This is a genomic window from Alphaproteobacteria bacterium (assembly GCA_005883305.1).
In the GTDB taxonomy this organism is placed as follows: Bacteria; Pseudomonadota; Alphaproteobacteria; order Sphingomonadales; family Sphingomonadaceae; genus Allosphingosinicella.
On record VBAC01000002.1, the window covers coordinates 251,124 to 276,599 of the forward strand.

General features: G+C 64.6%; 24 protein-coding genes. 20 read left to right on the top strand and 4 right to left on the bottom strand.

The genetic code is table 11. The annotated features are described in order from the left end of the window. Window position 1: 1 nt before the first annotated feature. The 19 genes from E6G92_14390 (at window position 2) to E6G92_14480 (ending at window position 18,139) form a co-directional block, all read left to right on the top strand. Window positions 2-940, top strand: a complete 939-nt coding sequence (locus E6G92_14390) for a GDP-L-fucose synthase (GenBank protein TMJ17497.1) — start codon at window positions 2-4, stop codon at window positions 938-940. A gap of 139 nt (window positions 941-1,079) precedes the next feature. Beyond that, a complete protein-coding gene (locus E6G92_14395; GenBank protein ID TMJ17498.1) occupies window positions 1,080-2,141 on the top strand; it encodes a Gfo/Idh/MocA family oxidoreductase in 1,062 nt (353 codons plus the stop codon). Next, window positions 2,138-2,608 (top strand): N-acetyltransferase, encoded by a 471-nt coding sequence (locus E6G92_14400; GenBank protein TMJ17499.1) that lies wholly within the window; start codon window positions 2,138-2,140, stop codon window positions 2,606-2,608. Before E6G92_14395 ends, E6G92_14400 begins: the two co-directional genes overlap by 4 nt. Window positions 2,609-2,625: 17 nt before the next feature. Then, window positions 2,626-3,732: a DegT/DnrJ/EryC1/StrS family aminotransferase gene (locus E6G92_14405; GenBank protein TMJ17500.1), complete on the top strand. Its 1,107-nt coding sequence runs from the start codon at window positions 2,626-2,628 to the stop codon at window positions 3,730-3,732. Window positions 3,733-3,734: 2 nt separating this feature from the next. Further along, entirely contained in the window at window positions 3,735-4,649 is a 915-nt protein-coding gene (locus E6G92_14410) for a hypothetical protein (protein ID TMJ17501.1), read from the top strand. Continuing rightward, window positions 4,643-5,920, top strand: coding sequence for a lipopolysaccharide biosynthesis protein (locus E6G92_14415; GenBank protein ID TMJ17502.1), 1,278 nt, complete (start codon window positions 4,643-4,645; stop codon window positions 5,918-5,920). Before E6G92_14410 ends, E6G92_14415 begins: the two co-directional genes overlap by 7 nt. Continuing rightward, complete coding sequence (locus E6G92_14420; protein ID TMJ17503.1) at window positions 5,602-6,663, top strand: FkbM family methyltransferase; 1,062 nt, start codon at window positions 5,602-5,604, stop codon at window positions 6,661-6,663. The genes E6G92_14415 and E6G92_14420 overlap by 319 nt, the downstream gene beginning before the upstream one ends. Window position 6,664: 1 nt before the next feature. After that, entirely contained in the window at window positions 6,665-7,273 is a 609-nt protein-coding gene (gene hisH, locus E6G92_14425) for an imidazole glycerol phosphate synthase subunit HisH (protein ID TMJ17504.1), read from the top strand. Then, complete coding sequence (gene hisF / locus E6G92_14430) at window positions 7,270-8,028, top strand: imidazole glycerol phosphate synthase subunit HisF (GenBank protein ID TMJ17505.1); 759 nt, start codon at window positions 7,270-7,272, stop codon at window positions 8,026-8,028. The genes hisH and hisF overlap by 4 nt, the downstream gene beginning before the upstream one ends. Then, on the top strand, window positions 8,025-9,179 hold the full coding sequence (locus E6G92_14435; GenBank protein TMJ17506.1) for an N-acetyl sugar amidotransferase: 1,155 nt from the start codon (window positions 8,025-8,027) through the stop codon (window positions 9,177-9,179). The genes hisF and E6G92_14435 overlap by 4 nt, the downstream gene beginning before the upstream one ends. After that, complete coding sequence (locus tag E6G92_14440; protein ID TMJ17507.1) at window positions 9,176-10,450, top strand: hypothetical protein; 1,275 nt, start codon at window positions 9,176-9,178, stop codon at window positions 10,448-10,450. The genes E6G92_14435 and E6G92_14440 overlap by 4 nt, the downstream gene beginning before the upstream one ends. Window positions 10,451-10,475: 25 nt before the next feature. After that, complete coding sequence (locus tag E6G92_14445) at window positions 10,476-11,561, top strand: glycosyltransferase family 1 protein (protein ID TMJ17508.1); 1,086 nt, start codon at window positions 10,476-10,478, stop codon at window positions 11,559-11,561. Then, the gene (locus tag E6G92_14450; protein TMJ17509.1) at window positions 11,531-12,130 is read left to right on the top strand and encodes an acyltransferase; all 600 of its coding nucleotides are present in this window, start codon (window positions 11,531-11,533) and stop codon (window positions 12,128-12,130) included. The genes E6G92_14445 and E6G92_14450 overlap by 31 nt, the downstream gene beginning before the upstream one ends. Further along, window positions 11,994-12,890, top strand: coding sequence for a methyltransferase domain-containing protein (locus tag E6G92_14455; GenBank protein ID TMJ17510.1), 897 nt, complete (start codon window positions 11,994-11,996; stop codon window positions 12,888-12,890). Before E6G92_14450 ends, E6G92_14455 begins: the two co-directional genes overlap by 137 nt. Before the next feature lie 24 nt (window positions 12,891-12,914). Continuing rightward, window positions 12,915-13,853, top strand: coding sequence for a hypothetical protein (locus E6G92_14460; protein ID TMJ17511.1), 939 nt, complete (start codon window positions 12,915-12,917; stop codon window positions 13,851-13,853). Continuing rightward, window positions 13,853-14,788, top strand: a complete 936-nt coding sequence (locus tag E6G92_14465; GenBank protein ID TMJ17512.1) for an SDR family oxidoreductase — start codon at window positions 13,853-13,855, stop codon at window positions 14,786-14,788. Before E6G92_14460 ends, E6G92_14465 begins: the two co-directional genes overlap by 1 nt. Beyond that, window positions 14,785-15,954: a glycosyltransferase family 4 protein gene (locus E6G92_14470; protein TMJ17513.1), complete on the top strand. Its 1,170-nt coding sequence runs from the start codon at window positions 14,785-14,787 to the stop codon at window positions 15,952-15,954. Before E6G92_14465 ends, E6G92_14470 begins: the two co-directional genes overlap by 4 nt. Continuing rightward, the gene (locus E6G92_14475) at window positions 15,951-16,793 is read left to right on the top strand and encodes a glycosyltransferase (protein ID TMJ17514.1); all 843 of its coding nucleotides are present in this window, start codon (window positions 15,951-15,953) and stop codon (window positions 16,791-16,793) included. The genes E6G92_14470 and E6G92_14475 overlap by 4 nt, the downstream gene beginning before the upstream one ends. A gap of 44 nt (window positions 16,794-16,837) precedes the next feature. Continuing rightward, window positions 16,838-18,139, top strand: a complete 1,302-nt coding sequence (locus E6G92_14480; protein ID TMJ17515.1) for a hypothetical protein — start codon at window positions 16,838-16,840, stop codon at window positions 18,137-18,139. A 22-nt stretch (window positions 18,140-18,161) separates the two neighbouring features. Here the strand turns inward: E6G92_14480 and E6G92_14485 are convergent, their stop codons facing one another. The 4 genes from E6G92_14485 to E6G92_14500 form a co-directional block, all read right to left on the bottom strand. Further along, a complete protein-coding gene (locus E6G92_14485; GenBank protein TMJ17516.1) occupies window positions 18,162-19,382 on the bottom strand; it encodes a hypothetical protein in 1,221 nt (406 codons plus the stop codon). A gap of 36 nt (window positions 19,383-19,418) precedes the next feature. After that, window positions 19,419-21,620 (bottom strand): polysaccharide biosynthesis tyrosine autokinase, encoded by a 2,202-nt coding sequence (locus tag E6G92_14490; GenBank protein TMJ17517.1) that lies wholly within the window; start codon window positions 21,618-21,620, stop codon window positions 19,419-19,421. Window positions 21,621-21,645: 25 nt separating this feature from the next. Further along, window positions 21,646-22,236, bottom strand: coding sequence for a polysaccharide export protein (locus E6G92_14495; GenBank protein TMJ17628.1), 591 nt, complete (start codon window positions 22,234-22,236; stop codon window positions 21,646-21,648). 229 nt (window positions 22,237-22,465) lie between these two features. Beyond that, window positions 22,466-23,845, bottom strand: a complete 1,380-nt coding sequence (locus tag E6G92_14500; protein ID TMJ17518.1) for an O-antigen ligase family protein — start codon at window positions 23,843-23,845, stop codon at window positions 22,466-22,468. A 355-nt stretch (window positions 23,846-24,200) separates the two neighbouring features. Between E6G92_14500 and E6G92_14505 the strand changes: the two genes are divergently transcribed. Next, window positions 24,201-25,469 (top strand): polyprenyl glycosylphosphotransferase, encoded by a 1,269-nt coding sequence (locus E6G92_14505; GenBank protein ID TMJ17519.1) that lies wholly within the window; start codon window positions 24,201-24,203, stop codon window positions 25,467-25,469. The last annotated feature ends 7 nt before the right edge of the window (window positions 25,470-25,476 follow it).

Sequence of the window (25,476 nt, forward strand, 5' to 3'; positions counted from 1 at the left end):
GGTGACGGAATTCGCCGGCAAGCGAGTCTATGTCGCCGGCCATCGCGGCATGGTCGGGGGCGCCATCGTCCGCCGGCTTTCGGGCGAGGGGTGCACCATCCTCACGGCCGGTCGCGACGAGGTCGATCTGCGCGACCCCGCGGCTACCTCGGCCTGGATGGCGCGCGAGAAGCCCGACCTGGTTTTCCTCGCGGCAGCCAAGGTCGGCGGAATTTTGGCCAACGACAGCTATCCGGCCGATTTTCTGTACGACAATCTGATGATCGCCGCGAACGTCATCGAGGCCGCCCATAGGTCGCGCGTCGAGAAACTGCTCTTCCTCGGATCGAGCTGCATTTATCCCAAGCTGGCGGAGCAGCCGATAAAGGAGAGCGAGCTGCTTGCCGGCCCGCTCGAACCGACCAACCAGTGGTATGCGATCGCGAAGATAGCCGGCATCAAGCTGGTTCAGGCCTACCGGCGCCAACATGGCAGCGATTTCATCTCGGCCATGCCGACCAACCTGTATGGAACCGGCGACAACTACGACCCTGCCAGCAGCCACGTCCTCCCGGCGCTTATCCGCAAAGCGCATCGACTCAAGACCGGGCAGGCCGACAAGCTGCCGGTATGGGGCACCGGGGAGCCGCGGCGCGAATTTCTCCATGCCGACGATTGTGCGGATGCGTGCGTTTTCCTGATGCGCAACTATTCCGGGGACGAACATGTCAATGTCGGTACCGGCGAGGATATCAAGATCGTCGAGCTCGCCCGCCTCGTCTGCCGTATCGCCGGCATCGAGCCGAGAATCGAGCTCGATCCGACCAAACCGGATGGAACGCCCCGCAAGTTGCTCGACGTCGGAAAGATCCGCGCTCTTGGTTGGAGCCCTTCGATCTCGCTCGAGGATGGGATCAGGAGAACCTGGGACGAGCTGGCCGCGAGCCGATTGCTCGATTGAGGACTATCCCGGCTCCGCTTGGTGCCTTGTATGCGAGGCTTTCTTGTTTCAGGAGACGGCAAAAGCAAGGCGTCGCGCGGGGCGACCCTTCGGCCGGGACCTGCCGGCCGACATTTCGCTTGAGGTAGGGCAAGTTTAGATGCTGCGATTCGTTTTGGTGGGATGTGGCCGCATTGCCAAGCGGCATGCGGAACTCCTCGGCAAGGGGCAGATCGCGGGCGCCCGGCTCGCCGCCGTATGCGACGTCGACCCCGCGCGGGCCTCGGCGTTCGGCGCGCAATATGGCGTTGCCCATTTTACCGACATGGAGCGGATGTTTGCCGAGGTCGAGAGCGACGTGGCGAGTATCCTCACCCCCAGCGGGATGCACGCCGATCATGCGATCCGCGCGGCGCAGGCCGGCCTTCACGTCGTCGTCGAAAAGCCGATGGCGCTCCGCCTGAGCGACGCCGACGCCATGATCCGTGCCTGTGATTCCGCGCGGGTCAAGCTTTTCGTGGTGAAGCAGAATCGCTTCAATGTGCCGGTGATGAAGGCGCGCGAGGCGTTGGAGCAGGGCCGCTTCGGTCAACTCGTCCTCGGCACCGTCCGAGTCCGCTGGTGCCGCGACCAAGCCTATTATGATCAGGATCCGTGGCGCGGCACCTGGGCGCAGGATGGCGGCGTCCTTTCCAACCAGGCCAGTCATCATATCGATCTGCTCGAATGGTTCATGGGCCCCGTACGGTCGGTTCACGCCCGCGCCAAAACCGCATTGGTCGAGATCGAGGCCGAGGACACGGCCGTGGCCACGCTGGAATTCGCGAACGGGGCACTCGGCGTGATCGAGGCCACCAACGCCGCCCGTCCAAAGGATCTCGAAGGGTCGCTATCCGTGCTCGGCGCTACCGGAACGGTGGTGATCGGAGGCTTCGCGGTCAACAAGATGCTCGAATGGCGCTTCGCCGAAGACAGGCCCGAAGACAGCTCGGTCCTGGCCGACTTTTCGGTCAACCCGCCCAACGTCTACGGCTATGGTCACCAGGCCTATTATGAGCATGTCGTTCATTGCCTCCAGACTGATTCCGCGGCTCTGGTCGACGGGCTCGAAGGCCGGCGCAGCCTCGAGCTGATCACCGCCCTTTACGAATCGATCGAGACCGGCGAGGAGGTGTCGCTGAGGCTCAACGCGCGGCACAGCCGGCTGGGCGCGGGCAGGTGAGCTGCTCCTTCCAGAGCGGCGAGGCGGGAATCGCGGACGTCATCTTTGGCGAGGGCGTGCGCGTCATCGGCCCGAGCAATCTTTACGGCTGCGAAATCGGCGACGGCTGTTTCATCGGCCCGTTCGTCGAGATCCAGAAGGATGTGAAGATTGGCGCCCGCACGAGGGTCCAGAGCCACGCCTTCGTCTGTGAACTCGTTACGATCGGCGCGGATTGCTTCGTCGGTCACGGTGTGATGTTCGTCAACGACCGCTTCACGCAAGGGGGTCCCGCTCGTGGCAACCGCGATCTTTGGGAAGAGACCGTGATAGGCGACAACGTATCGATCGGCTCGAACGCGACGATCATGCCGGTGACGATTTGCGACGGTGTCGTTATCGGGGCCGGCGCCGTGGTCACCCGGTCGATTGAAAAGCCCGGCGTTTACGCCGGAAACCCGGCGCGTTTCCTCAAAGACCTTCCCTGAATCAGGACTTTTTCCGAATGACCATCGTTCCGTTCGCCGACCTTCACGCCCAATATCTGTCGATCAAGGATGAGATCGACGAGGCGATCGCCGCCGTGATCGCGCGTTCGGCCTTCGTGCGCGGCCCTTTCGTCGAAAAGTTCGAGGAGGATTATGCAAAGGCGATGGAGGCTGCTCACTGCGTCTCCTGTGCTGACGGCACCGCGGCAATCTACATCGCGATGCACGCTTTGGGCATTCGCCCGGGCGACGAGGTGATCACCACCGCTCACAGCTGGATCTCGACCTCCGAGACCATCAGCCAGCATGGCGCAGTGCCGGTGTTCGTCGACATCGATCCGGAAACATACACGATCGATCCGGCACGGATCGAAGAAAAGATCACCGAGCGAACAGTCGGGATCATTCCCGTTCACATCTACGGCCAGTCCGCAGACATGACTCCGATCATGGAGATCGCTCGCCGCCGCAACCTCTGGGTGATCGAGGATTGCGCCCAGGCTCATCTCGCCACCTACCAGGGCAAGAAAGTCGGCCGCTTCGGCGATGCGGCAACCTGGTCCTTCTACCCGGGCAAGAATCTCGGCGCCATGGGCGACGCCGGCGCGATCACCACCGACGACGCCGATCTGGCGCGCAGGATGGCCCGCTTCGCCCGCCATGGCGGAGTGATCAAGGGCGTGCACGAGATCGAGGGGATCAACAGCCGGCTCGATGGCCTCCAGGCCGCCATTCTTGGTGTCAAATTGCCCCATCTCGCCCGCTGGACCCAGGCGCGGCGGTCCGCCGCGAGACGCTACGACGCCCTGCTCGCCAGCAACGCGGTGCGCACCCCACCCGTCGCAGCGGGGCGCGAGCACGTCTACCACCTTTATGTGATCGAGCATGAGGACCGCGACGGCCTCGCATCCCACCTCAAGGCGGATGGGATTCAGACGGTGATCAACTACCCGACCGCTTTACCCTTCCTGCCGGCTTATGCCCGCTTCGATCATCATCCGGAGCAATTCCCCCATTCGTACGCGATGCAGTCTCGAATTCTGTCGCTGCCGATCTTCGCCGAGATCAGCGAGGAGCAGATCGAACGTGTTGCGACCTCGATCGGCCGATTCTGCAGGGGCTGACCGTGCCGAGGGGCAATCTCTACGGCTTCCCGGTGATCGGACGCACCGGACTTGCCCATTCGATGTTGTCCTGGGCGCGCTGCACAATTTGGTGCCGCGAGAGCGGAGCGAAGATGATCGCGCCCGTCTGGTTCACGCCACGAATCGGTCCCTATCTGCGCGGCGAGCTCGACAAGCGCGCTTACCACCGGCTGTTCCGTCCGGCCGGCGACCTGGCCGGGATGAAGCGCGCCTGGCTTCTAGCCACAGCGCGCACGGTCGATGTCCACGAGGGTCGCCCAACGCCCGGCATGGCCGCCCACGGGCGGCCGCTGGTGGTTCGCTTCTTCAATGCGCTGGCCGACAATGAGAAGAAGTCCTTCGACCAGGTGGTCGGCTACGAAGCGCTGTTGCGCGAGCGGCTGGAGGCGATGACCCGCCCCCGCTTTCGTCCTCAGCCCCACGCCGGGCCGTTCATCGCGATTCACGTTCGCGCCGGAGACTTCTCCGCGGCGGACGATGCAGCGATCCTCGGGGGGCGAAACAACGTGCGCCTTCCCGTCGATTGGTATGCGGATCGGTTGCGGGCGCTCCGCGCCGCTATCGGAGAGACTGTTCCGGCGGTACTCTTTTCGGATGGTCGCGACGAGGAGTTACGGCCGATCCTCGCCGAGCCGGGCGTTCGGCGCATTCGCGGGCGCCAGTCGGTTACCGATCTGCTCGACATCGGCCGGGGAAGCGCGGTGATATCGTCCGGGTCGGGCTTCAGCCTTTGGGGTGCGTTCCTGGGCGGGGCGCCGCGGCTTTGCCATCCCGCGCAAATGATCGTCCGAGCCTATTCCGACTCCGCGATGGAAGTGGAGTCGGCGTTCGGCGGCTCGCTTCCGGAGCCTTTCGTTGATCGCGTGCGGGCCCGGATTGCGGCCGGGATATGCTGAGGAGCATCGCCATCGTCCTGCGCGGGACGGTCATCGCCCAGGCAACCGGCTTCCTGATCCTGCCGATCCTCTCGCGCTTGTTCGCCCCGGAGGCGTTCGGCGCGTACCAGTTGTTCCAGTCGATCGTCGCGATACTCCTTGTCGTCGCCTCGATGCGCTTCGAGGTCGCCTTGCTGCGGGCCGAAGACGAGGGCGAGCTTCGCGCCTTGCTGCGGCTGTGCTTCGGCGTCATCCTGTCGATGACTGTCCTCGTCGCCCTGTCGGCCGGGCTGATCACCGCCACTGGATGGCCGGGCTCCGCGGCGGCGCTTCCCTTCACGATATGGCTCATTCCTGTCGCTTTGCTGGTTGGCGGCACAGCGCAGTGCATGAGCTATCTGGTGACGCGAGAATCCGCATTCTCGGTTAGCGCCAACAGCAAGGTTGCGCAAAGCGGCGCCTATGCTGCGGCCGGCACGGGGCTGGGCGCGGCGGCGCCGATCACCTCGGGCATCATCCTCGCCGACCTGTTCGGCCGCTTTACGCTCGCATCCTTCCTCCTTGGATGGGCGTGGCGGCGAGACCGCCGCCTGTTCGCGCCCGTCGGCAAGGCCGACATTCTGGCAGCCGCTTCGAAATTTCGGGAATTTCCGCTCATCTCCGTCCCTGGCGGCATCGTTAATACGCTTGGCGGCGTACTGACGCCAATGATGATCTATGCCAGCTTCTCGGCCTTCGTCTCGGGACAGTTCGGGTTGGTCGAACGCGGCCTCACCATCCCCATCGCGCTCATCATCACCGCCGTCTCACAAGTGTACATGGCGGGTTTCGCAGAAGCCGTTCGCAACCCCGCCCAGTCGGCCCCGGCACAATTCCGCAAGGTGGTGGTGGGAATGGCGTGGCTCGGCGTTCTCCCCGTCTTCTTGTTGCTCGCCTTCGGCCCGATCATTTTCACGACCGCATTCGGCCCGCAATGGGAGGTCGCCGGCGAGTTCGCGAGGATCCTGGCGCCAGCCTATTGGCTGCTGCTGATCTCAGGCGCCGTCAATATGACGATCATGCTGCTTGGCCGTCAGAAGACGCAAATGGCTTGGGAGGTTGGCCGTCTCGTAGCGATGCTCGCGCTCTGGACGGCCGTGCCACTGCTTGGCCTTTCGGCCATGACAGCGGTCATTCTGCATTCGCTGGTCACCAGCGGATCTTGCGTCGCATATCTCGCAATGGCTTATTACGCCTTGCAAAAGCATGGCGACACCGTAGCCGAGCCCCTTATCCAGCCGGGACAGGATTGAAAGTTATGGCAGCCGGGGCCCTGAAGCTGTTCATCCAATCGCTCGCCAATCGCGCGGGCTATCAGATCCGCCGGCTAGACCCCGGCGTCGTCATTGACGACGCCGCCTCGGAGCAACGGAGACTGCTCTCGTCGCCCGTCCACACCATCTTTGAAGTCGGCGCCGCCGATGGCCGGGACGCAGCGCAATATGCACTTTGGTATCCCGAGGCGGACGTTCACGCGTTCGAACCAGTGCCGGAAAGCTTCGAACGCGTGATGGAGCATGCGGCCCGGCACCCGAGGCTGCACGGCCACCGCTGCGCAATGAGCAACCGCAAGGGCACTGCGCGATTCAACCTCGCCAACTGGGTTGATGCCAGCTCGCTCCTAAAGCCGCGCGCCACGGGCGCGACGTTCGACGCATACCAAGCCTCGTCGCGCGCAATCGACGTCGAGACGGATACGATCGACGATTTCTGCCTGCGTCACGAGATAGAGCGCATCGACCTGCTCAAGATGGACACCCAGGGCGCCGAGCTGCTGGTACTCGAAGGCGCGGAGAGGATGCTCGCCGGCGGCGCCGTTGGCCTCATTTACACCGAGATCCAGTTCGCCGAGCTCTACGAGGGCGCCGCGCACGCGGATCAGGTCATCGCCAAGCTGCGCGCCCACGGCTACCAATTGCACAATTTCTACGACCTGCACCATAATCACCGCGGCGAATTGTGCTGGGGCGACGCTATCTTCACCAAGGCCGCGTGAGATGATCTCGATCGTCGATTACGGAGTGGGGAATGTCGCCTCCTTGCAAAACATGTACGATTATCTGGGAGTGGATGCGTGCATCGTCAGCCGGCCCGAGGAACTCGCGTCGGCCGAAAAGCTGATCCTTCCGGGCGTGGGCGCCTTCGATCGGGCCATGTCCACCCTGAACGAGCGTGACCTTTACGATCCGCTACGCGAGGCGGCGGAGGGCGGCACGCCCTTGCTCGGCGTCTGCCTCGGCATGCAGCTGCTTGCCGGTGCCAGCGAAGAGGGTGCAATGCCGGGTCTGGGCCTGATCGAGGGCTCGGTCAGGCGGCTGTCTCCCGATCCGAATACTGGCCTTAAGGTACCCAACATCGGCTGGGCGGAACTCGATTCAACGCCCGGCGCGCCCCTTTTTCGCGATGCAGGCGCCCGGGAACGCTTCTATTTCGTCCATTCCTACCATCTCGCCTGCGACGACCGGTCGGATATCGCCGCGACCATCGATTATGGCGGCCCGGTGACAGTGGCTGTGTCGCGCGGCAACATCCACGGCGTCCAATTTCATCCGGAAAAGAGCCACCGGTTCGGCATGCGCCTGTTGGCGGCCTTCGCACGCTTATGATTGCGCGCCGCCCTCGCCTGATTCCCGTCCTTCTGGTGGATCGGGATCGCCGCCTGGTGAAGACCGTCGGATTCGGCGAGCGCACCTATATCGGTGACCCATTCAACGTGATGCGCTTGTTCAACGAAAAGGAAGTGGACGAGATCTGCGTCCTCGATATCGACGCGGCCGTCGATGGGCGCGGACCCGACATTGGGTTCGTCACCGAGCTGGCTTCGGAATGTTTCATGCCGCTCTCCTATGGCGGCGGTCTCACCTCGCTCGGCCCGTGCCAGGCGCTGGCCGCGGCGGGGGTCGAGAAGTTCGTGATCGGTTCGGCAACGTGCGACCGGGGGCTGATCAGCCAGATGGCAGCGGTGTTCGGTCAGCAAGCCGTAGTCGGGTGCGTCGACTATCGAAGTCGCCCCGGAACCGCCGCGGTCTGCTACACCCAGTCCGGCCAAATCCCACTTGGCCGTAATCCGCTGGATCATGCCCGCGGTCTGGTTGAGGCGGGCGTGGGCGAAATCATCCTGCAATCGATTGATCTCGATGGCACGCGCGCAGGAATGGACCTCGATCTGATTGAGAAAATAGCCTGCGCTCTTCCAGTTCCGCTAGTGGCCCTTGGCGGCGCTGGGGAGACCCCCCATTTGCTCGACGCTCTACGCGCCGGGGCCTCGGCCGCGGCCTCTGGCAGCGCTTTTGCTTTCATCGGGCGACTGCGCGCCGTGCTGATCAGCTATCCCGACGCGGTGGAGCTGGCCACATCATGAAGGCTCGCCCCACCAATCTTCAGGTCTGCCGCTTCTGCATAATGGATGAAAGCGAAGGGGGCGTTCGCTTCGACGAAACCGGGCAGTGCAACTGCTGCCGGGAGGCACTCGCACGCCGCCCGCATGAATGGTGGCCCGATGCCGAAGGCGCCGAACGCATGAAGCGGCTGGTCGAACGCCTTCGCGCGGAAGGCAAAGGCCGGCGCTATGATGCGATGGTCGGCCTCAGCGGTGGCATCGACAGCGCCTACCTGGTCCATCATATGGTCACGGAATATGGGCTGCGGCTGTTGGCGGTTCACGTCGATGGAGGATGGAACAGCGCCCCTGCGGTGCGCAACATCGAGACGCTGGTCCGCGCCCTGGATCTCGATCTGCATACCAAGGTGATCGAATGGCAGGAGATGCGCGATCTGCAGCTCGCGTTCCTGCGCGCCGGCGTACTGAACCAGGATTTCCCGCAAGATCACGCCTTCTTCGCCACTCTGTTCAGATCAGCGCGGCGCTTCGGCATCCGCACGTTTCTCAGCGGCGTCAACTTCACGTCGGAATCCGTATCGATCCCCGGCATCGACGCGCCCCCGTCGATCGACGGCACCCACGTTGCCGCGATTCACAGGCAATTCGGGACGGTCCCCCTCAAGACCTATCCGGTCATGCGCATCAGCGAATATCTGTGGACGACCCGCGTCCTTCGCCGGCCGGTGATCGAAAAGCCGCTCAACTTCCTCGATTACGACAAGGAGGAGGCCAAGCGAGTGCTCGACGCGCGCTACGGGTGGCGCGATTATGGCAGCAAGCACAGCGAATCGCGCTTCACAAAATTCTACCAGGAAATCTATTTGCCGCGGAAGCACATGGTCGACAAACGCCGCCTCCAGCTCTCCAGCCTGATCGTCTCGGGGCAGATGACGCGCGAGCAAGCATTGGACGAAGTCGCCCGACCGCCGATCGACGAGCGCCACGCGCGGCTCGACATGCGGTTCGTGGCCAAGAAGCTCGGCATCACCGCCGAGGAGCTCGCCGGGCTGCTCGCCTCCCCGCCGGTGCCGCACAGCGCCTACAAAAGCGACCGCCAGTTCCATTCGCGCATGATGTCCATCCGCCGCTGGCTGCGCGAGAGAGCGCCGCGCGGGAGCGAGGCGGCATGATGGAGCAGGGCGCCCTCCCGGCCGCGCCATCCGCAGACGGCGCCGACATCCCGGGCCGCAAGGGGGGCCGCGTCGCGTGGGACCCTCTCGCCTTCTTGATGGCCTGGTTCATTCCGTTGGTCATCGTCGGCTATCCGATCGCCGGCGCCTCGACCATCTTCGTGCCGTTTGTCGAGCCGACGACGGTCACCTACGGCTATCGCGGCATCGTCGCCGCCCTCTCGGCGCTCGCGATCGTGGCCGCGCTGGTCCGGAATCAAACCCCTATATTTCCGATGGCGCTCACCGTTTTTCTGTTGGCCTATCTCGTCCGGCTCTACGTCGACAATTTCGCCTTCGGCATCTATCGCGCCGATCTGGCGATCATATTCTACGTTGGCGGGGTGCTGCCGCCGGTCCTCGCCGTCTTCTTCGCAGGCCGGACGCTCGATGAGCATCAGTTGATCCGGCCGACATTCGCCGCCGCCTTGGTCGCCGCCACCCTGCTGCTGCTGATCGGCCTGCTGGGCCTGGAATCGGAGATCGTCAACTCGCTCGAGCAGACCGGCGGCCGGCTCAGCCTCGAGACCGTCAACGCGATCAGCATCGGGCACGTCGGAGCGACTTTGCTGATCTCCTGCGTCGTCGCCTGGTACCATCCGGGCCGGCTGGTGCCAAAGATCCTCATCGCCGTCGCGGCCGCGATCGGGGTGGCGACCATGATCCAAGCGGGATCGCGCGGCCCGTTCGTCGCGGTCGGCGTTTGCGTGGTCGTCTATTGCGTCATCGCGCGCCGCTGGGGGGTGGTGCTGCTGACTCTGGCCGCCGTGGCGGCGGTCGCGCTGCGATCCTCGCCCGACCAGCTTGTGATCCTCGACCGCTTCTCGACAGTCGGCTGGGACGCGTCAGTCTCGGAACGGTTGCTCAGCCAGGATTATGCGATCGCCGATTTCTTCGACCACCCTTTCGTCGGCAACGCCTATATCGAGCTCGCAACGCTCGATTACCCGCACAATCTGATCCTCGACGCAGCCATGGCGATGGGTCTTGCCGGTCTCATCCCGCTATTCATCTTCACGTTCCAGGCGGCTCGAACCGCCGTGGCGCGAATGAGGCAGGGCCGGCTGCTCGTCGCCCTGCTCGTCATTCAATTCTTCATGGCGGCGCAATTTTCGGGCAGCATCTGGGGCCATGGCAGCCTGCTGACGATGATCGGCCTGATTCTGGTCTGGGTGCGGCGGGACGCGGCGACAGCGGCCGCCGGCCCGGCGCGGCACGCGCCGTCCATTTGACGCGCCGACAAGGCCCCGGGCGATCATGCGCATTTTCCAGACCTACGGGCTCCAGGCCAGCTACAAGCCCCGCCTGCGCGCGCTGCGCCGGGGCGCGGCGTCGTTTGACGAGATGCGCGCAATACTCCTGGACGACCGGTTCGGCGCGATCCATTTGCTGGAGCCCTGCCTCGCCGGCGATCCCTCCGCCTTCCTGACGGCGGGCAATGACACAGACCTGCAGCGCGCGTGGGCTCGCGAGAATGGCCTTCCGGGCACGGCGCGGCCGGACGACATCCTGCTCGCCCAGATCGAGGCGCACCGGACGGAGGTCTTCTACAATTGCGATCCAGTGAATTTCGGCAACGCGTTTCTGAGACGCCTGCCGGGCTCGGTCCGCAGGACCATCGCCTGGCGCGCGGCGCCGTCAGAGGGGGCGGACTTTCTCGATCACGACATTATCGTCAACAACTTCCCGAGCCTGCTGGACCAGTATCGCGCCCAGGGCGTGCGCGCCGAGCTGTTCACGCCGGGTCACGATCCCGAAATGGATACCTACGCGGCGCGCGACGAACGGCCGGTCGACCTGCTGTTCGTGGGCGGCTTCTCGCGCCACCACCGCGGTCGGGCCGAAGCCTTGCGCCGGGCCGCGACTATCGGTGGCGGCTATCGCGTGGTCTATTGCCTCGATCCTTCGCGGCTGACCCGGCTTGCCGAAACCCCGCTCGGCCTGGCCGGCCCCTTGCGCCGCCATCGGCGCCCCGCCGAGATCCGCTCGGTCGCGACGGCCCCGGCCTACGGGCGCGACCTTTATGCGATGATCGGCCAGGCCAAGCTGGTGCTCAACGGCGCGATCGACATGGCGGGACGGGCGCGAGGCAACATGCGCATGTGGGAGGCAATGGGCTGCGGGGCCGCGGTCGTCAGCGATGCCGGGGACTATCCGAAAGGGATGGTGGCGGGGGAAACCTTCCTCGACTATAGCGACGAGCGGGAGATGATCGCGGCGATAGAGCAGCTGCTCGAACGGGATGGGGAGCGTGAAGCCATGGCCCGGCGCGCGCACGCGATGATTTCGACCCGCTATAGCAAATCCGCCCAATGGGAAGCGTTTCAGAGACTGTGCGAATAGCTAATTTCATCAACCCATCGATCGTCAAGGCGCGACTGGTGGGCCGCAGGACGTGCCGGCTGGGCGAAGGCGCGCGCCTCGCCCTGGAAGCCAAGATTGCCAACCACCAGCCGAGCAGCGAGGCGATTTCGATCGGCGCCAACAGTCTCGTGCTCGGGCAATTGATGACTTTCGGCCATGGCGGCCGAATCGCGCTCGGGGAATGGTGCTATGTCGGCCAGAACAGCCGAATTTGGTCGGGAGCGTCAATTGCCATCGGCAACTATGTGTTGATTGCCCATAATGTGATGATAATGGACAATTTCACGCATCCGATCGACCATCTGGCCCGGCGCGCCCACGCTCAGGCGACGATCGGTAATCGTCATGGCCAGACGGTCGATCTCGGGGACCGGCCGGTCGTCATCGGCGACGATGTCTGGATAGGAGCCAATGCGATCATCATGCGCGGAGTCAATATCGGCGACAGGGCAATCATCTCGGCCGGCTCGGTCGTGCGGCAGGACGTGCCGGCGGACGCGGTCGTCGCCGGCAACCCGGCGACCATCGTCCGCGCGGCCCGCGGCTAAGCCAGCCCCAGCGGCAGCAATCGGAAAGCACTCCCCTTTGTCCAACGTATCGCCCCACCTTTCGGATCTCTACGAGGATTATTACCAGCCGGATCCCTTCGAGGACCTGAAGCGGGACCTGGCCGCGCGCGACAGCGTCGACCAGATCGTCCGGCTCGGCGGCTCGAATCTCGGCCGAACGCTCGACGTCGGCGCCGGTGAGGGAGCGGTCTCGACCGAGATTGACCGGCGCGGCCTCGCCAGCGAGATCGTTGCGGTCGAAATTTCCAAGGCCGGCATCGCGAGAATCCTCGATCGCAAGCTTCCATCGCTGCGCTCGGCGGAGTTATTCGACGGTTACAAACTGCCTTTCCCGGACCGAAGCTTCGACACCGCGGTGTGCGCGCACGTCATCGAGCATGTCGAGCACGAACGGCTGTTCCTGCGGGAGGTCGCCCGCGTGGCGAAGCACCTTTATCTGGTCGCCCCGCTCGAAGGCGGCGCCAGGGGTCGCGTCTATCGCGGGATGGGGCACATCAATTACTATCACCCGATGACGCTGATCAATCTCTTGGAAACCAGCGGCTTTTCGGTCGCAGCGCATGACGTCTATCCGTCTTCGACCGCCTATGAGCGCCACATATCCGGGCGCCCCATCGGGACCGCCAAGAGCCTGATCCGCAAGACCGTTCGCAAGCTGTTCGGCTACAAAGCCAGCCATATGATGACCTACGTCATGGTTATCTCTGCCGCGGCGGAACAAGTAAGCGGGCCGAACTAGGCCGCTCGGAAGGGGGATCTTAAGTTGCCGACGAGCATAGCCAGCGCCTGGCGCCATTTGAGGTCGATCGGCCTGCTGCAGCGCAATCTCGACGAGGTACGCATCAACCAGGGGCGGATCCTCGCCGAACTCAATCGGAGCGCGCGCCGCGAGACCCTTGCCGACTACGAATTCAAGGTGTTCTCACAATGGGGCGAGGACGGAATCATCCAGCACCTCATTGCCAATCTGGACATCCCGGACAGGACGTTCGTCGAATTCGGCGTCGAGGATTTTTCCGAATCCAATTGCCGCTTCCTGATGATGAAGGACAATTGGCGCGGCTTCGTTATCGACGGCTCCGAAAAGAATATCGCGCGCCTGAGGTCCGGCAGCTATTTCTGGAAGCACGATTTGCGGGCGATCAACGCCTTCATCACGCGCGAAAACATCGCGGAGCTTATCGCCACTTCCGGTTTCGACGAGATCGGCATCCTTTCCGTCGACATCGATGGCGTCGACTGGCACGTGCTCGCTGCGCTGGAGCACCTTCGCCCGGCCATTCTGATCGTTGAATATAACGGGGTGTTCGGCCCGACGGCGACCGTGACCGTGCCCTACGACGCGGCCTTCTTCCGGACTAGTGCGCACCATTCGAACATCTATTACGGCGCCAGCCTCGGGGCGTTCGATTGGCTGGCGCGGCGCCGCGGCTACAGCCTCGTGGGCGGCAATTCCGCGGGCAGCAACGCCTTCTTCGTTCGCGACGACCTGCTGAACGATGTCGTCCGTCCTGCGAGTATCGGCGCAACCTTCCGTCCGACCCCGTTCCGCGAGGCGAGAGACCGGTCGGGTGCGCTGACCTTTCCGCGCGAATCCGAGCGAAGGGCGATCATCGCCGACATGCCGCTTGAGGACGTCACCAATGGCTCGATGCTGACCGTTGCCGACCTCGACAGGATCGGCGAAGCGCCGGCCGGCTGATGGCAACGGCGTGGATCACCGGCGCTCACGGCTTCATCGGACGGCATCTGGCCAAGCACCTTGCCGAAGCCGGCGACGAGGTCGGGGGCATCGGTCACGGCGCTTGGCCGAAGGCGGAATCCGCCCGGTGGGGGGTGAGCGCCTGGGTCGAGGGTGAAGTCGATGCGGCAAGCCTCGAGCGCCTCGCCGCGCTCGGCGGCGCGCCGGAATCGATCTACCATCTCGCCGGCGGCTCGTCGGTGGCGAAGTCTCTCGTGGCGCCGCTGGAAGACTTTCGCCGGACCGCGCATTCGACCGCCGCGCTTCTCGAATGGGCCCGGCTGAACGCTCCGTCCGCGGCGATTGTCGCTGTGTCTTCCGCCGCGGTCTACGGCAAGGGCCATGCCGGGCCGATCGATGAGGATGCTGCTCTTCGCCCAGTTTCTCCTTACGGTTCCCACAAGGTCGTGATGGAGGAGCTTTGCCGATCCTTCGCGCAAAATTTCGGGCTCAGGATCGCGATCGTACGACCCTTTTCCGTGTACGGCAGGGAGCTCAGCAAGCAGTTGCTGTGGGAACTCTGCCTGAAGCTGGAGCGCGACGAGCCCGTCACTCTGGGCGGCTCGGGCGAGGAGCTTAGGGACTGGCTGCACGTCGATGATGTCGCCCGGCTGTTGCGGGAGGCAGCATCGCGCGCGTCGGAAGACGTTGCCTTGGCCAATGGCGGCCGCGGGGAAGGCGTCACGGTACGCGCGATCGCCGAAATGGCCCGCTCCGCGTGGGGTGACGGGCCGAACGTTTCGTTCGACGGGCAGCGCCGCCTCGGCGACCCATTCAGCCTGGTAGCGGGTCGCAAGCGGCTCGACGATTGGGGGTTCGACTGGCACGTGACGCCCGAAACCGGAATCGCCGATTATGTGCGCTGGTTCCGCGGCAGGACGGGTGCCGGCGCGTGATCAGGATCGGAATTCCACCGATCGGTGGCAATCATTGGCTTGGCGGCTGGCACTATATGCTCAACATGGTCGCGGCCTTGTCCCGCGGCGGCGGCGACGACGTCGAAACCGTGTTGTTCATCGGAACCGACGTGGCGCCTGCCCGGCTGGCGGCCATCGCCACTCTGCCGGGGACTCGGATCGTGCAGGATCCGGTCTTCGATGCGGCCCGCAAATCCGCCCGCCTGGTCCGCGCCCTGGCGACCGGCCTCGACCGGGAGGCGCTCGCATTGTTCCGCCGCGAGGCGATCGACGTCGTCTTCGAGCCCGCCACTTTCTTCGGCTGGCGCTTTCCCCTGCCGGCCGTCGCCTGGATGCCCGATTTCCAGCACCTGCACCTGCCGCGTCTGTTCTCCCGGGGCGGGCGGCTGCGGCGGAGCCTGGGCTTTCGTGCGCAGATCCTTTCCGGGCGTACGATCATGCTGAGCAGCGCCAGCGCCGAAGCGGATTGCGTCGATCATTATCCGGCGAGCCGGGGGCGGACGCGTGTGGTGCGTTTCGCTGTGCCGGCACCGCCGCCGTTGAGCTACGGTGAGGCCCGCGAGCGCATCGCGCCGCTCGGCCTGCCGGCCCGCTTCGCGCTGCTTCCCAATCAGTTTTGGGTGCACAAAAATCATCTGCTCGCGGTCGAGGCTATGACCAAGCTACGCGACCAGGGCGGCGGGCTGGTCCTCGCCATGACGGGTCATGGGGTGGATCCCCGGGCCCCACGCCACCTGGACCGGATCCGGGATGTGATCGCGGAGAACGGTCTGGATCAGCAGGTCCGGCTTCTCGGTTCGGTGCCCTACGATCAGCTCCAGGCTCTCATGCGCAGCGCGGCGGTGCTGATCAATCCGTCCCTGTTCGAAGGATGGAGCACGACCGTAGAGGAAGCGAAATCGATCGGCCTGCCGATGATCCTTTCGGACATAGAAGTCCATCGCGAGCAGGCGCTGGACGATGCGCTGTTTTTCGATCCCCGCGACGCGGACCAGCTGTGCCGCCACCTGGCAGTCGTGGAGGGAATGGACGAGGCCGATCTGGTGGGAGATCGCCCCGAGGCCCGGCTCCGGGCCCAAGCGCGCCATGCAGGTTTCGGCCGCGCGCTGGCCGACGTCTTCCGCGAGGCGTACGCGCGCGGATGAAAGGGGATCGAGCCGCCAGCGGCGCCACCATCAGCGTCGTCACCGTGTGCTTGAACGCCGAGCGGACGATCGAGGATACGATCCGGTCGGTCGCCGCCCAGGACTGGGCCGATTTCGAGCATATCATCGTCGATGGCGGCTCGACTGACGGGACGGCCGCGTTGGTCGAGCGCCTGCGGCACGATCGACTGCGGTTCGTCAGCGGCCACGACGACGGTCTCTATGATGCGATGAACAAGGGTCTTCATTTGGCCACGGGCGACTATGTCGGCTTTCTCAATGCGGATGATTTTCTGGCCGCACCGGACGCCCTCGGGTTCATCGCCCGCGCAGCCGAAAGCGGCGCCGATTGCATCTTGGGCGACACCGCATTGGTCGATTCCGATGGCAGGCCGACGCCCTATATTTATTCGGCTCGCGGCTTTCGCTCCTGGTGGCTGACGATCGGGGCGATGCCGCCCCATCCTTCCTTCTACGCCCGGCGCGCGCTTTTGTTGGCGGCGGGCGGGTTCGACATCAGCTTCCGGGTCGGCGCTGATTTCGATCTGATTGCCCGCCTGATCCTTGGACGCGGGGCGCGGTGGCTGGTAGCCGGGCGGATCCTCACCTGCTTCCGGCAGGGCGGCGTTTCGACCCAGGGGCTTGAATCGATAAGGCGGATCTCGGCGGACAAGCAAAGGTCCATCCGGGCGCTGGGTTACTCTGCGGCCCCGGCGCGGACGCTGCTTCGCTTCCCGTTGCGGATTTGGCGCCGCCTGAACGGCGTGGATCGCTGGCCGAAAAGCGGAATCGACGTCGAATGGCTTCGCCGGCCAAACGCACGAGGCACCCCCCTTTGAAGAGCGGCCGGTAGGATGGTAACAGCGCCGCGAAAGAGGTGAAGATGAGCGCCGTGCAACGCAAATTGCTGTTTCTCGAGCTGAATGAAGTGAATTTCGGCGCGATCGAGGATTATGTCGCCCAAGGAAAGCTGCCCAACCTGGCTGCTTTCCTTGGTGCGCACGGCTATCACGAGACGATATCTGAAGAGACGTATGAGCTGCTTGAGCCGTGGATCCAGTGGGTAACCGCCCATACGGGCCTGCCCTTTGGCGACCATCGGGTGTTCCGGCTCGGCGATATGGCCGGGGCGGATCATCTTCAGATTTGGGAACGGCTTGAGCAGGCGGGCCGCAAGGTGGGCGCGATCAGCCCGATGAACGCCCGCAACAACCTCAAGTCCCCGGCCTTCTTCGTCCCCGATCCCTGGACGCGCACGCGGGTCGACGCGCCTCCAGCCTATCGGCGACTGTACGCGGCTATCGTCCAGGCCGTATCGGACAATGCGGAGGCAAGGCTCGACGCCCACTCGCTGGTCCACCTCATCAGCGGTGCGGCCCGGGCGGCCCGACCCGTCAATTACGGGCACTATCTCGCTTATGCGGCGGCTGCCCGGCGGCGGCCTTGGCTTCGCGCCGCCTTTCTGGATCAGTTGCTCGCCGATTTGTTCGTTCGCCTGGTGCGCCGGACCCAGCCCGATTTCGCCACTCTGTTCCTGAACGGCGCGGCGCATATCCAGCACCACTATATGTTCTCCTCGACGGTCTACCGGGGTCCGCTGCGGAACCCCGAATGGTACATCGCCGAAGGTCAGGATCCGGTATTCGACGTCTATGCATTGTACGACCGGGTGCTGGGGCAAGTGCAGCGGGCGTTCCCCGACTACCGGATCATGCTGGCGACAGGCCTCCATCAGGATCCTCATCCCGAAGTGACCTATTATTGGCGGCTGCGGGACCATGCCGCTTTCCTGCGGCGGATCGGGGTTTCCTTCGCCGAGGTGGCACCTCGCATGTCGCGGGATTTCCTCGTCAGTTTTCGTGATGCATCCGAGGCGCGGGACGCAGAACGGCGGCTTGGCGCCGCGCGGGGGCCGGAGGGCGAGGCATTGTTCGAATGCGACAATCGGGGCGACAGCCTGTTCGTGAGCTTGATCTATTCCCACGACATCGCGGAGGACTTCGTTTTTTCAGTCGGCAACGAGACTTTTTCCGGCCTCAAGGACGACGTCGTATTCGTCGCCCTCAAGAACGGGGCGCATAACGGAATCGGCTACTTCGCCGACAGCGGTCTCGAGAATGAGGGCTCGATCGATCGGTTCCCGCTCAGCGACTTGCCCGAACGCGTGCTGGCCGCGGTTGCCTGAGGCCGGCTGGCGGCAGCGCCTTCTACCCGGCTGAGCGGGCCAGACCGAGATTGTCCAGCCACAGCTTCGCTGGAACCGTCGCGTCGGCCGCCGCGATGGCCTGAATCGTCAGCCATTGCTGGGTGCATCCCGGAGGTATTGCGAGCACTCCGCTCAGGGTGCCGACGGGTCCGTTCGCCGGAGCGGACACGACGGCGGCCACCGTCCCGCCGCGCGAGCAGCTAATCTCGACGCGAAGGGCTCCTCCCTGGCCTTCGAAAACGCCGTATGAGGCGGACAGCCGGTACACCCCGGTAGGCAGAAGCAGCAGCTTGTGCGCCGCCCAATCCTCGCCGGTTCCAGGCATGTTGATCAGCAGCGAGGGGTTTCCGGGCCGATCCGGCCGTTCCCCGCGCCAGGCGACGTTTTGGTTGAGTTCCCAGCCGAACGGGGGAAGATCCCCCTCCCGGGCAAAATCGCCGTCGAGCTGGGCTGGCGGATCATTGAGCCGCCAACGGCGGTCCACGAGAGCATAAATCCGTGCCGCGCCGGTGAAGTTGCCTCCCCTCACGAGGCGCTCGATCAACCCTTGCAGATGAGGGGGCGCGGGCGGCGTGCCGAGCCGGGCGAGAGTCAGGAAGAGCGATCCCGCGCTGGCTGGATCCGCATTCTGGCTTACGTGATAAAGAAAGTCCGAGCGCCATGAATCGCCGCGATGAACGAGATCCGCGATCGGGCCCACCAGATCGGCGTGAGTCAACGCGGAGCTGAGCACTGGAAAGAGCACCTCCCTGGTGCTCGGCGCCACCTGCAGCGCAATGCCGAAATGACGGAGAGCCCCGCGGACGTCATTGGCCGCAACGCGATTTTCAATAAGCCAGAACTGAGTGGGAATGTCGCGCCGCGACATTCGCTCGGAATATTCGATCAACCTTTCCGAACGGCGCGCATTCCCCTGCAAGGCGGCCTGCAGCGCCAGAATTCGGGCCGGCCCTGCCAAAGAAGGGTCGCGGCGAAGCGCAGCGGCAGCCTCTCGCGCCGCCTGATCAATGCGCGCCCGCTGTTCGCTGGCTGCACTTGGCAGGCCGGCACCGATCAGCGTGTCCGCCGCCCGAGCGTGAGCTGCGGCGTGCCCGGGCCAGATCTGCAGCGCGAGCGAAGGCGCCGCGGCCGCCAGCGCATTCGACAAAGTGACGGCAACCGAAAGCCACGCCAGGACCAGCGCTCCCAGCACAATGCCTGCCCGGATCAGCGCCTTGCGCACCCTCGGCCCGATCAGCCGGCCGTGCCGAAGGAGGCCTTAGGCTTCCTTGTCGTTGCCGTAGCCATAGCCATAATCATATCCGTAGCCATAGGCCGCCTTCTTGCTCTCGAACTTCGTCAGAACCGCCCCGAGAATGTGTGCGCCGGAATTGCGGAGCCGATTGATCGCGATGCGCGCCGAGCGCGACTGCACCCCGAAAGATTCGACGACGTAAACGACGCCGCCGACCTTGCTCGCGACCAAGGGCGCGTCGGCCAACCCAAGCATCGGCGGCGCGTCGACGATGACGTGATCGAAGGCACCCATCAATTCGGCGAGCAAGGTCCCGAGGCCCGGACCCGACAGCAGATCTGCGGAGTTGGGCGGGTGCGGCCCGGCCGTGATCGCCTTGACGCCGGCGAACTCGGCATCCTGCGCCACTTCATTCCAGCGCGCGTTGCCGCTGAGAATGTTGCTGAGCCCCTTCTCGTTGCCGATCTTGAAGCGGTGGTGGAGCGAGGGCGAGCGCATGTCGGAGTCGACGACCAGGACGCGCAGGCCCTGCCGCGCCAGTACGAGCGCCAGCGCCAGCGCGGTGGTCGATTTGCCCTCTGCGGCGTGGGTGCTCGTGATCATCAGCGAGCGCGGGACTCCGTGCGGCGTCGCGAACTGCAAATTGGTGCGGATGGTGAGATAGGCCTCCGTCAGGGCCGATCGGCGATCCTGAAGCGTCTCGATCGGGTCTCCGGTTTCCACCTTCGGCACGACGCCGAGGCTCGGCACGCCGAGCAGCGTCTCCATCTCGCCCGGATCGGTGATCGCCTCGTCGATCTGCTCGAGCGCCAGGGCCAGCGCTGCACCGAGGCCGGCACCGAGCATGAGTCCGAGGAGCAGGTTGATCAGCGGCCGGGGACTGGACGGACCTTCGGGAACGCGCGCCTGATCGACGATCGAAATGTTGTTGGTGCCGACGGCGCCCGCGATTCCGATCTCCTTGTAGCGCTGGAGCAGACCGTCATATATCGTGCGGTTCGTATCCACCTCTCGCTGAAGGATGTTGTACTGGATGCTGCGGCGCCTCAGGTCGATGAGGCTCGTTTTCAGCGCTTCCACCCGGGCGGCGAGCTCCGTCTCCCGCGCCGCGGCCTGGGTCACTTGGCTGCGCAGGCCCGTCATGACCCGGCGCTCTTCACCGGCGATCGTCCGGTCGAGTTGCCGCAGCTGCGCCGCAAGCGCCTCGACCGCTGGATATTGCGCCTCAAACTGGGTCAGCAGCCTGGCATGCTCGGCCGCGACCTCGGCCCGGCGCTGGCGCAAGGCGCCGAGCGTGGGGTTGTTGACGTTCTGCTCGGCACCGGCCCCGCCGCGTAGCACGCTTTCGGCCGTGATCCGCTGGTTGCGCGCCTCCGCCAGTGCGGTGTTGTATGCGACGAGATCGTCCGCGGTAATCGGCCGTTCCCCGGTCACCCCGTTTCCGGAGGGCGTGTTGATATTGATGATCCGCTGCGCGGAAGCATAGCCGACGAGCGCGCGGTCGGATTCGTCGAGTCTCTGCCGAAGCTCGGCCAACCGCCGCTCAAGGAAGTTGCGGGCATAAGCGGTCGCCTCGAAGCGTCGCTCTATGTTTGATTGGATGAACAGCCGGCCCCAGGCATTTGCGACGCGCGCAGCGACCGCGGGATCGGGGTCGGTATAGGTGACGTCGACGAGGCGGGACGCACGCAGCGGGGAAACGGAGACCTTGTCGAGCAACAGGCCGACAACCCGCGCCAGCCGCTCCTGGCGCGCGCCTGCGCTGTTGTCGAGCGGTCGCTCGTTGACCAGCGAACCGGGGGTGTCGGTGATCCCGTGCTGGTCGAGGAAAGCGCGGTTGTCGGCCAGCGACAGCTCACGTGCTACGCGCTCTGCCAGCGCCCGCGATTTCAGCAGACCATATTGTGTCTGATAGAATTCCTGGTCCACGGTGCCCGCCTCGGGCTGGACGCCTTGGATGTTGACGATCCGCGCCTCCTCGCGCGCGATTTCGATTCTCGTCGTCGCGGAGTATTGCCGAGTCATCATGAACGTGACGATCAGCGCCGCCGCGACGCCGGCCGCGATCGACCCCATGATGACCCATTTCCAGCGGCGCGCGATGCGGCCGTAGCGCACGAGCGTCGAGTTTTCCTGCACGTCGCGGATTACCAGCAGAGATGCGTCGCCGGCGCCGCCGTTCACGCGGCCGATAGTAGCAGAGGACGTGGATGCCATTTCGTTCATGAGCTTTGTATCAGCCGTCCCTGCGTCAATTGTTGTTCTGTAGAAGCGCGATGATCGGTGTCGTGATCAGCGGCGCCGCCTGGAGAATATCTCTGAACAGTCGCCGTCCCGGCGAATTGCCCACCATCACCACGTCTCCAGCGAAAATCTCCGGATCCGAATACTGACCGTTTCTGATCGCTCCGAGATTGTAAAGCGCGGCCATGTGCTGGTCGCCAACGTCGCGGAACACCACGACCTCGCTCAGGGCGGCGAATTCCGTGGTCCCCCGGGCAAGGGCGACCGCACGCATAAGCGTTGTTCGTCCGACCACAGGGTAACGGCCAGGTTCACGCACCTCCCCGTCGACGGTCACGACGCGGCTCACTGATTCCGTTAGGTTGACCGTGACCTGGGGGTCGCGGACATAGCGGCCGCGAAGGCGGTTGCCGATCTCGGTCGCAACTTGCTCAGCCGTCTTTCCGTTCGCATCGATGGTGCCGACAAGCGGAAAGGATATCCGCCCGCCCGCGTCCGTCTGAATTTCCCGACGCGAAAGCTCCGGCACTCCGAATACATCGACTTCCACCTTGTCGAAGGGGCCGATTAGATATGGCCGCTCGGACCCGTCGGCCATAGCCGGCGTTGGAGGCGGCAATTCCGTGACCGGCAGCACGGCCAGGCTCGGGCCGGAAAGTGGCGGCGTGTGCGCACAGCTCGTTGTGAAAGCCGCAACGAGAAGCAGCGTCAATGCCTTGAAACGCACGAACAAATTCTCCTGATTGCCGGCCGAGCGTTCGACGAGCCCCCGGCGCGCGCCATAAAGCAACTATGGCAGAACCTACAATAGTGGAACTCGAAACCCCTCATTCCGCCGCCGCCGGTCGGCTCGCCGCGCTCTCTCGCACGACCATCGCCAGTATCGTTGCCGCCCCGGCGAGCGCGCATGCCATCAGCGGCGTGCGCAACGGATAGTCGGTAATGCTCGCGATCAGCGGCAGTGCGACCAGAATCGTGCAAAGTCGCCCATCCGAGGCCCCCTGCGTGACGCGTCGGGACCAGGCGCGCCGTACGGACAGTGCATACCAGCCCAGGAAGGCGATCAGCAGCAGGATCGCTGCCACGCCGCCTTCGATCAGGATCTGCGTAATCTCCGTATGGGCATGGTTCAGATATTGCGGTGACAGGTCTTCGGTGCTTTCGAAACGGGGATAGACGGAGGTGAAGCTTCCCCAACCCGCGCCGACGGGAAAGAATGCCTTGGCGGCGTCGATCGTCTCGGGCAGCACCTTGATGCGAAGATCTTGCCCGACGACTGAAGTGTCGGAACGCGAGTCCGACCAGGTGGTCAGCGCCAATGCACCGAGGCCGGATGCCGCAAGGCCTGCCGCGGTCAGCGCAACCAACGTTGCCTTGCGAAGTCCGGCGCTGCGAATGATGAAGGCGGCCGTCAGCAAAAGGGCCAGAATGACGACCACCGCGCCCATTCGGGATTGAGTCATCACCGCCGCCGTCAGCACGAAGAGTAAGGAGGAGCCGGCGATCATCCAACGTGCGCGACGCGTCCGCTGGGGAACGTCGCTTCGGCCCGCCCACCAGGCGGCCAAGGGTATGCCCATGGCCAGAAAAGCGGCCTGATGGTTGCGATTGGCAAAGAAGCCCGTCCCGGAGTCGGCGTTGGTGTATCGATAGAATCGCAGCGCGCTGTCAGGGCCGTCCGCCATTTGAAGAAGGCCCAGCAGACCGCTGAGCAGGATAGTGATCCAGAGCGCGACCAGGAGCCAGCGCCGGGCATGCAGATCGAGCGCCGGGACCGCCAGGATAAAAAGCAAAGGCGGCAAAAGGGACAGGAGGCTGTTCCAGGTGAGATCCGGAGCGAGGCTGATGGGTCTCCAGACCGGCGCGCCCAGATCGCCCGAGCCGAGCGCTGCATAGGCCCCCCGGCCCGGCAGCGCAGCCCAGACGCTCGGCGGAAGCGGGATGAGCTGAAGCGCGACGACGGCCGCCGCCGCGAAGGTGAAAAGCAGCAACGGCCGCTGTGCCCGCAGGCGGCCCCACGGCACGACCAGCAGGAGAAGCGCCGACCCTATGACGGCCGCCAGCCGAACGAGGAGCAACCAGGCAACGTCCGGCCGGGCCGACCCCCCCGCGACGCAGGCGAACAGCCATGTGCAGGCGATCACCGCGAGGGCGATCTTGGCAGGCGCGTCCAGGATGACACGCGTCGACTTCGGCCTCAGGGTCACTCGGGTGGAATACACGAAGGATGGCAGGCTCCGTCAATAGGTTTCGTCCGCGCCCGCGGCGCAGGATGGCGCCCTGAACCCCCAAGCCGCAGGCCGATCTCTCAGTTTTGACTGGCAAATTCTCGATGCCGAAGCTAGACGCCGCCCGCATGGGCCGGTGGGGTCGCTGAGGGCAGGCCCGCTGCCTCGAACGGATTTCGGGCGCCGACGGCCAGGGGGCGCGACAGGAGCGGCTCGATCTTGTGGTAATGGGTCGCGCGGCCCGCGGCCTGCCGGATCGATTCGCCTCCGTCTCTCGCGGGGCGAGGGAAGTGCGATCGGTTGGAAGAATGGCGAACAAGAGACTGGACTCGGGATGCTGATGGTCGCGCAGGAAAGAGTGAGGCCCGCGCGCCTGTGGACGCGGATGCGGGTTCAGCTCGGCGGCGGCTTCTTGTTCGCCGCGGCGATTCCCATAGCGGTGCTGCGATACACGACCGAAGAGATTCCGGTTTCCGTGGTGCAGCAGAGCGGAACCGGCGTTCTTATATCGATCATCCTCGGCTATTATTTCCTGAGGAGCATCACCGTATTCCCCGGGATGCGAACCAATTTCTACGTCGTTCCTTCATTTCTCGCCAGCTATGCCTTTACGCTCGCCTTGTTTTTCTTTTTTCGCCTGGATTACAGCCGCGGCGCGTTCCTGAGCAGTTTCCTGCTGTGCGTGACGTGGTTCTGGGCCATCTACGTGCTGGCGGAGCGCGACGGCGGCGCCCGGATCGGGGTCGTCCCGTTCGGGAGCGTGGAGAACCTTCCCGAGGCTCGGGGCCTCACTTGGGAATGGCTGACGGAGCCGGGGTTGAATGGGCGCTACGACGCCCTCGTCGCCGATCTGCGCGCGGAAATCCCGGCGAAATGGGAGGCCTTCCTGGCGGAGAGCGCGATTGACGGGCTGGCCGTGTTCCACGTCAAGCAGTTGCGCGAAGCGATCACCGGCATGGTCGAGATCGAGCATCTGTCGGAAAACAGCCTCGGCTCTCTTATACCGTTCATGGCCTATCTCCGGATCCGGCGCTTCGTCGACTTCGTCGGCGCTTTGGTCGTCGGCGCCCTTCTCGCGCCCTTCCTGCTGTTCATCGCCCTGCTCATCCGGCTGGATTCCCCCGGCCCCGCCTTGTTCCGTCAGGAGCGCGTGGGCTACCGCGGCCTGCCCTTCAGGGTCATGAAGTTCCGCACGATGCGGCACAATCCCGGCGCCGCGGATCGCGACGAGGCGATCACCCAGCAAAACGATCCGCGCGTGACGGGCCTGGGCCGCTTCCTGCGCCGCACGCGCATCGACGAGCTGCCGCAGATCGTCAATATCCTCAAGGGGGAGATGAGCTGGATCGGTCCGAGACCGGAAGCGGAGATACTCTCGCGCTGGTACGAGCACGAAATCCCGTTCTACCGCTATCGCCACATCGTTCCGCCCGGCATCACCGGCTGGGCCCAGGTCAACCAGGGGCACGTCGCTGAGCTCGATCAGGTCAATCACAAGCTCCATTACGATTTCTACTACATCAAGAACTACTCGCCCTGGCTCGACATCCTGATCCTGATCCGCACCGCCCGTACGGTGCTGACCGGAATGGGGTCCCGCTGAACGCCGC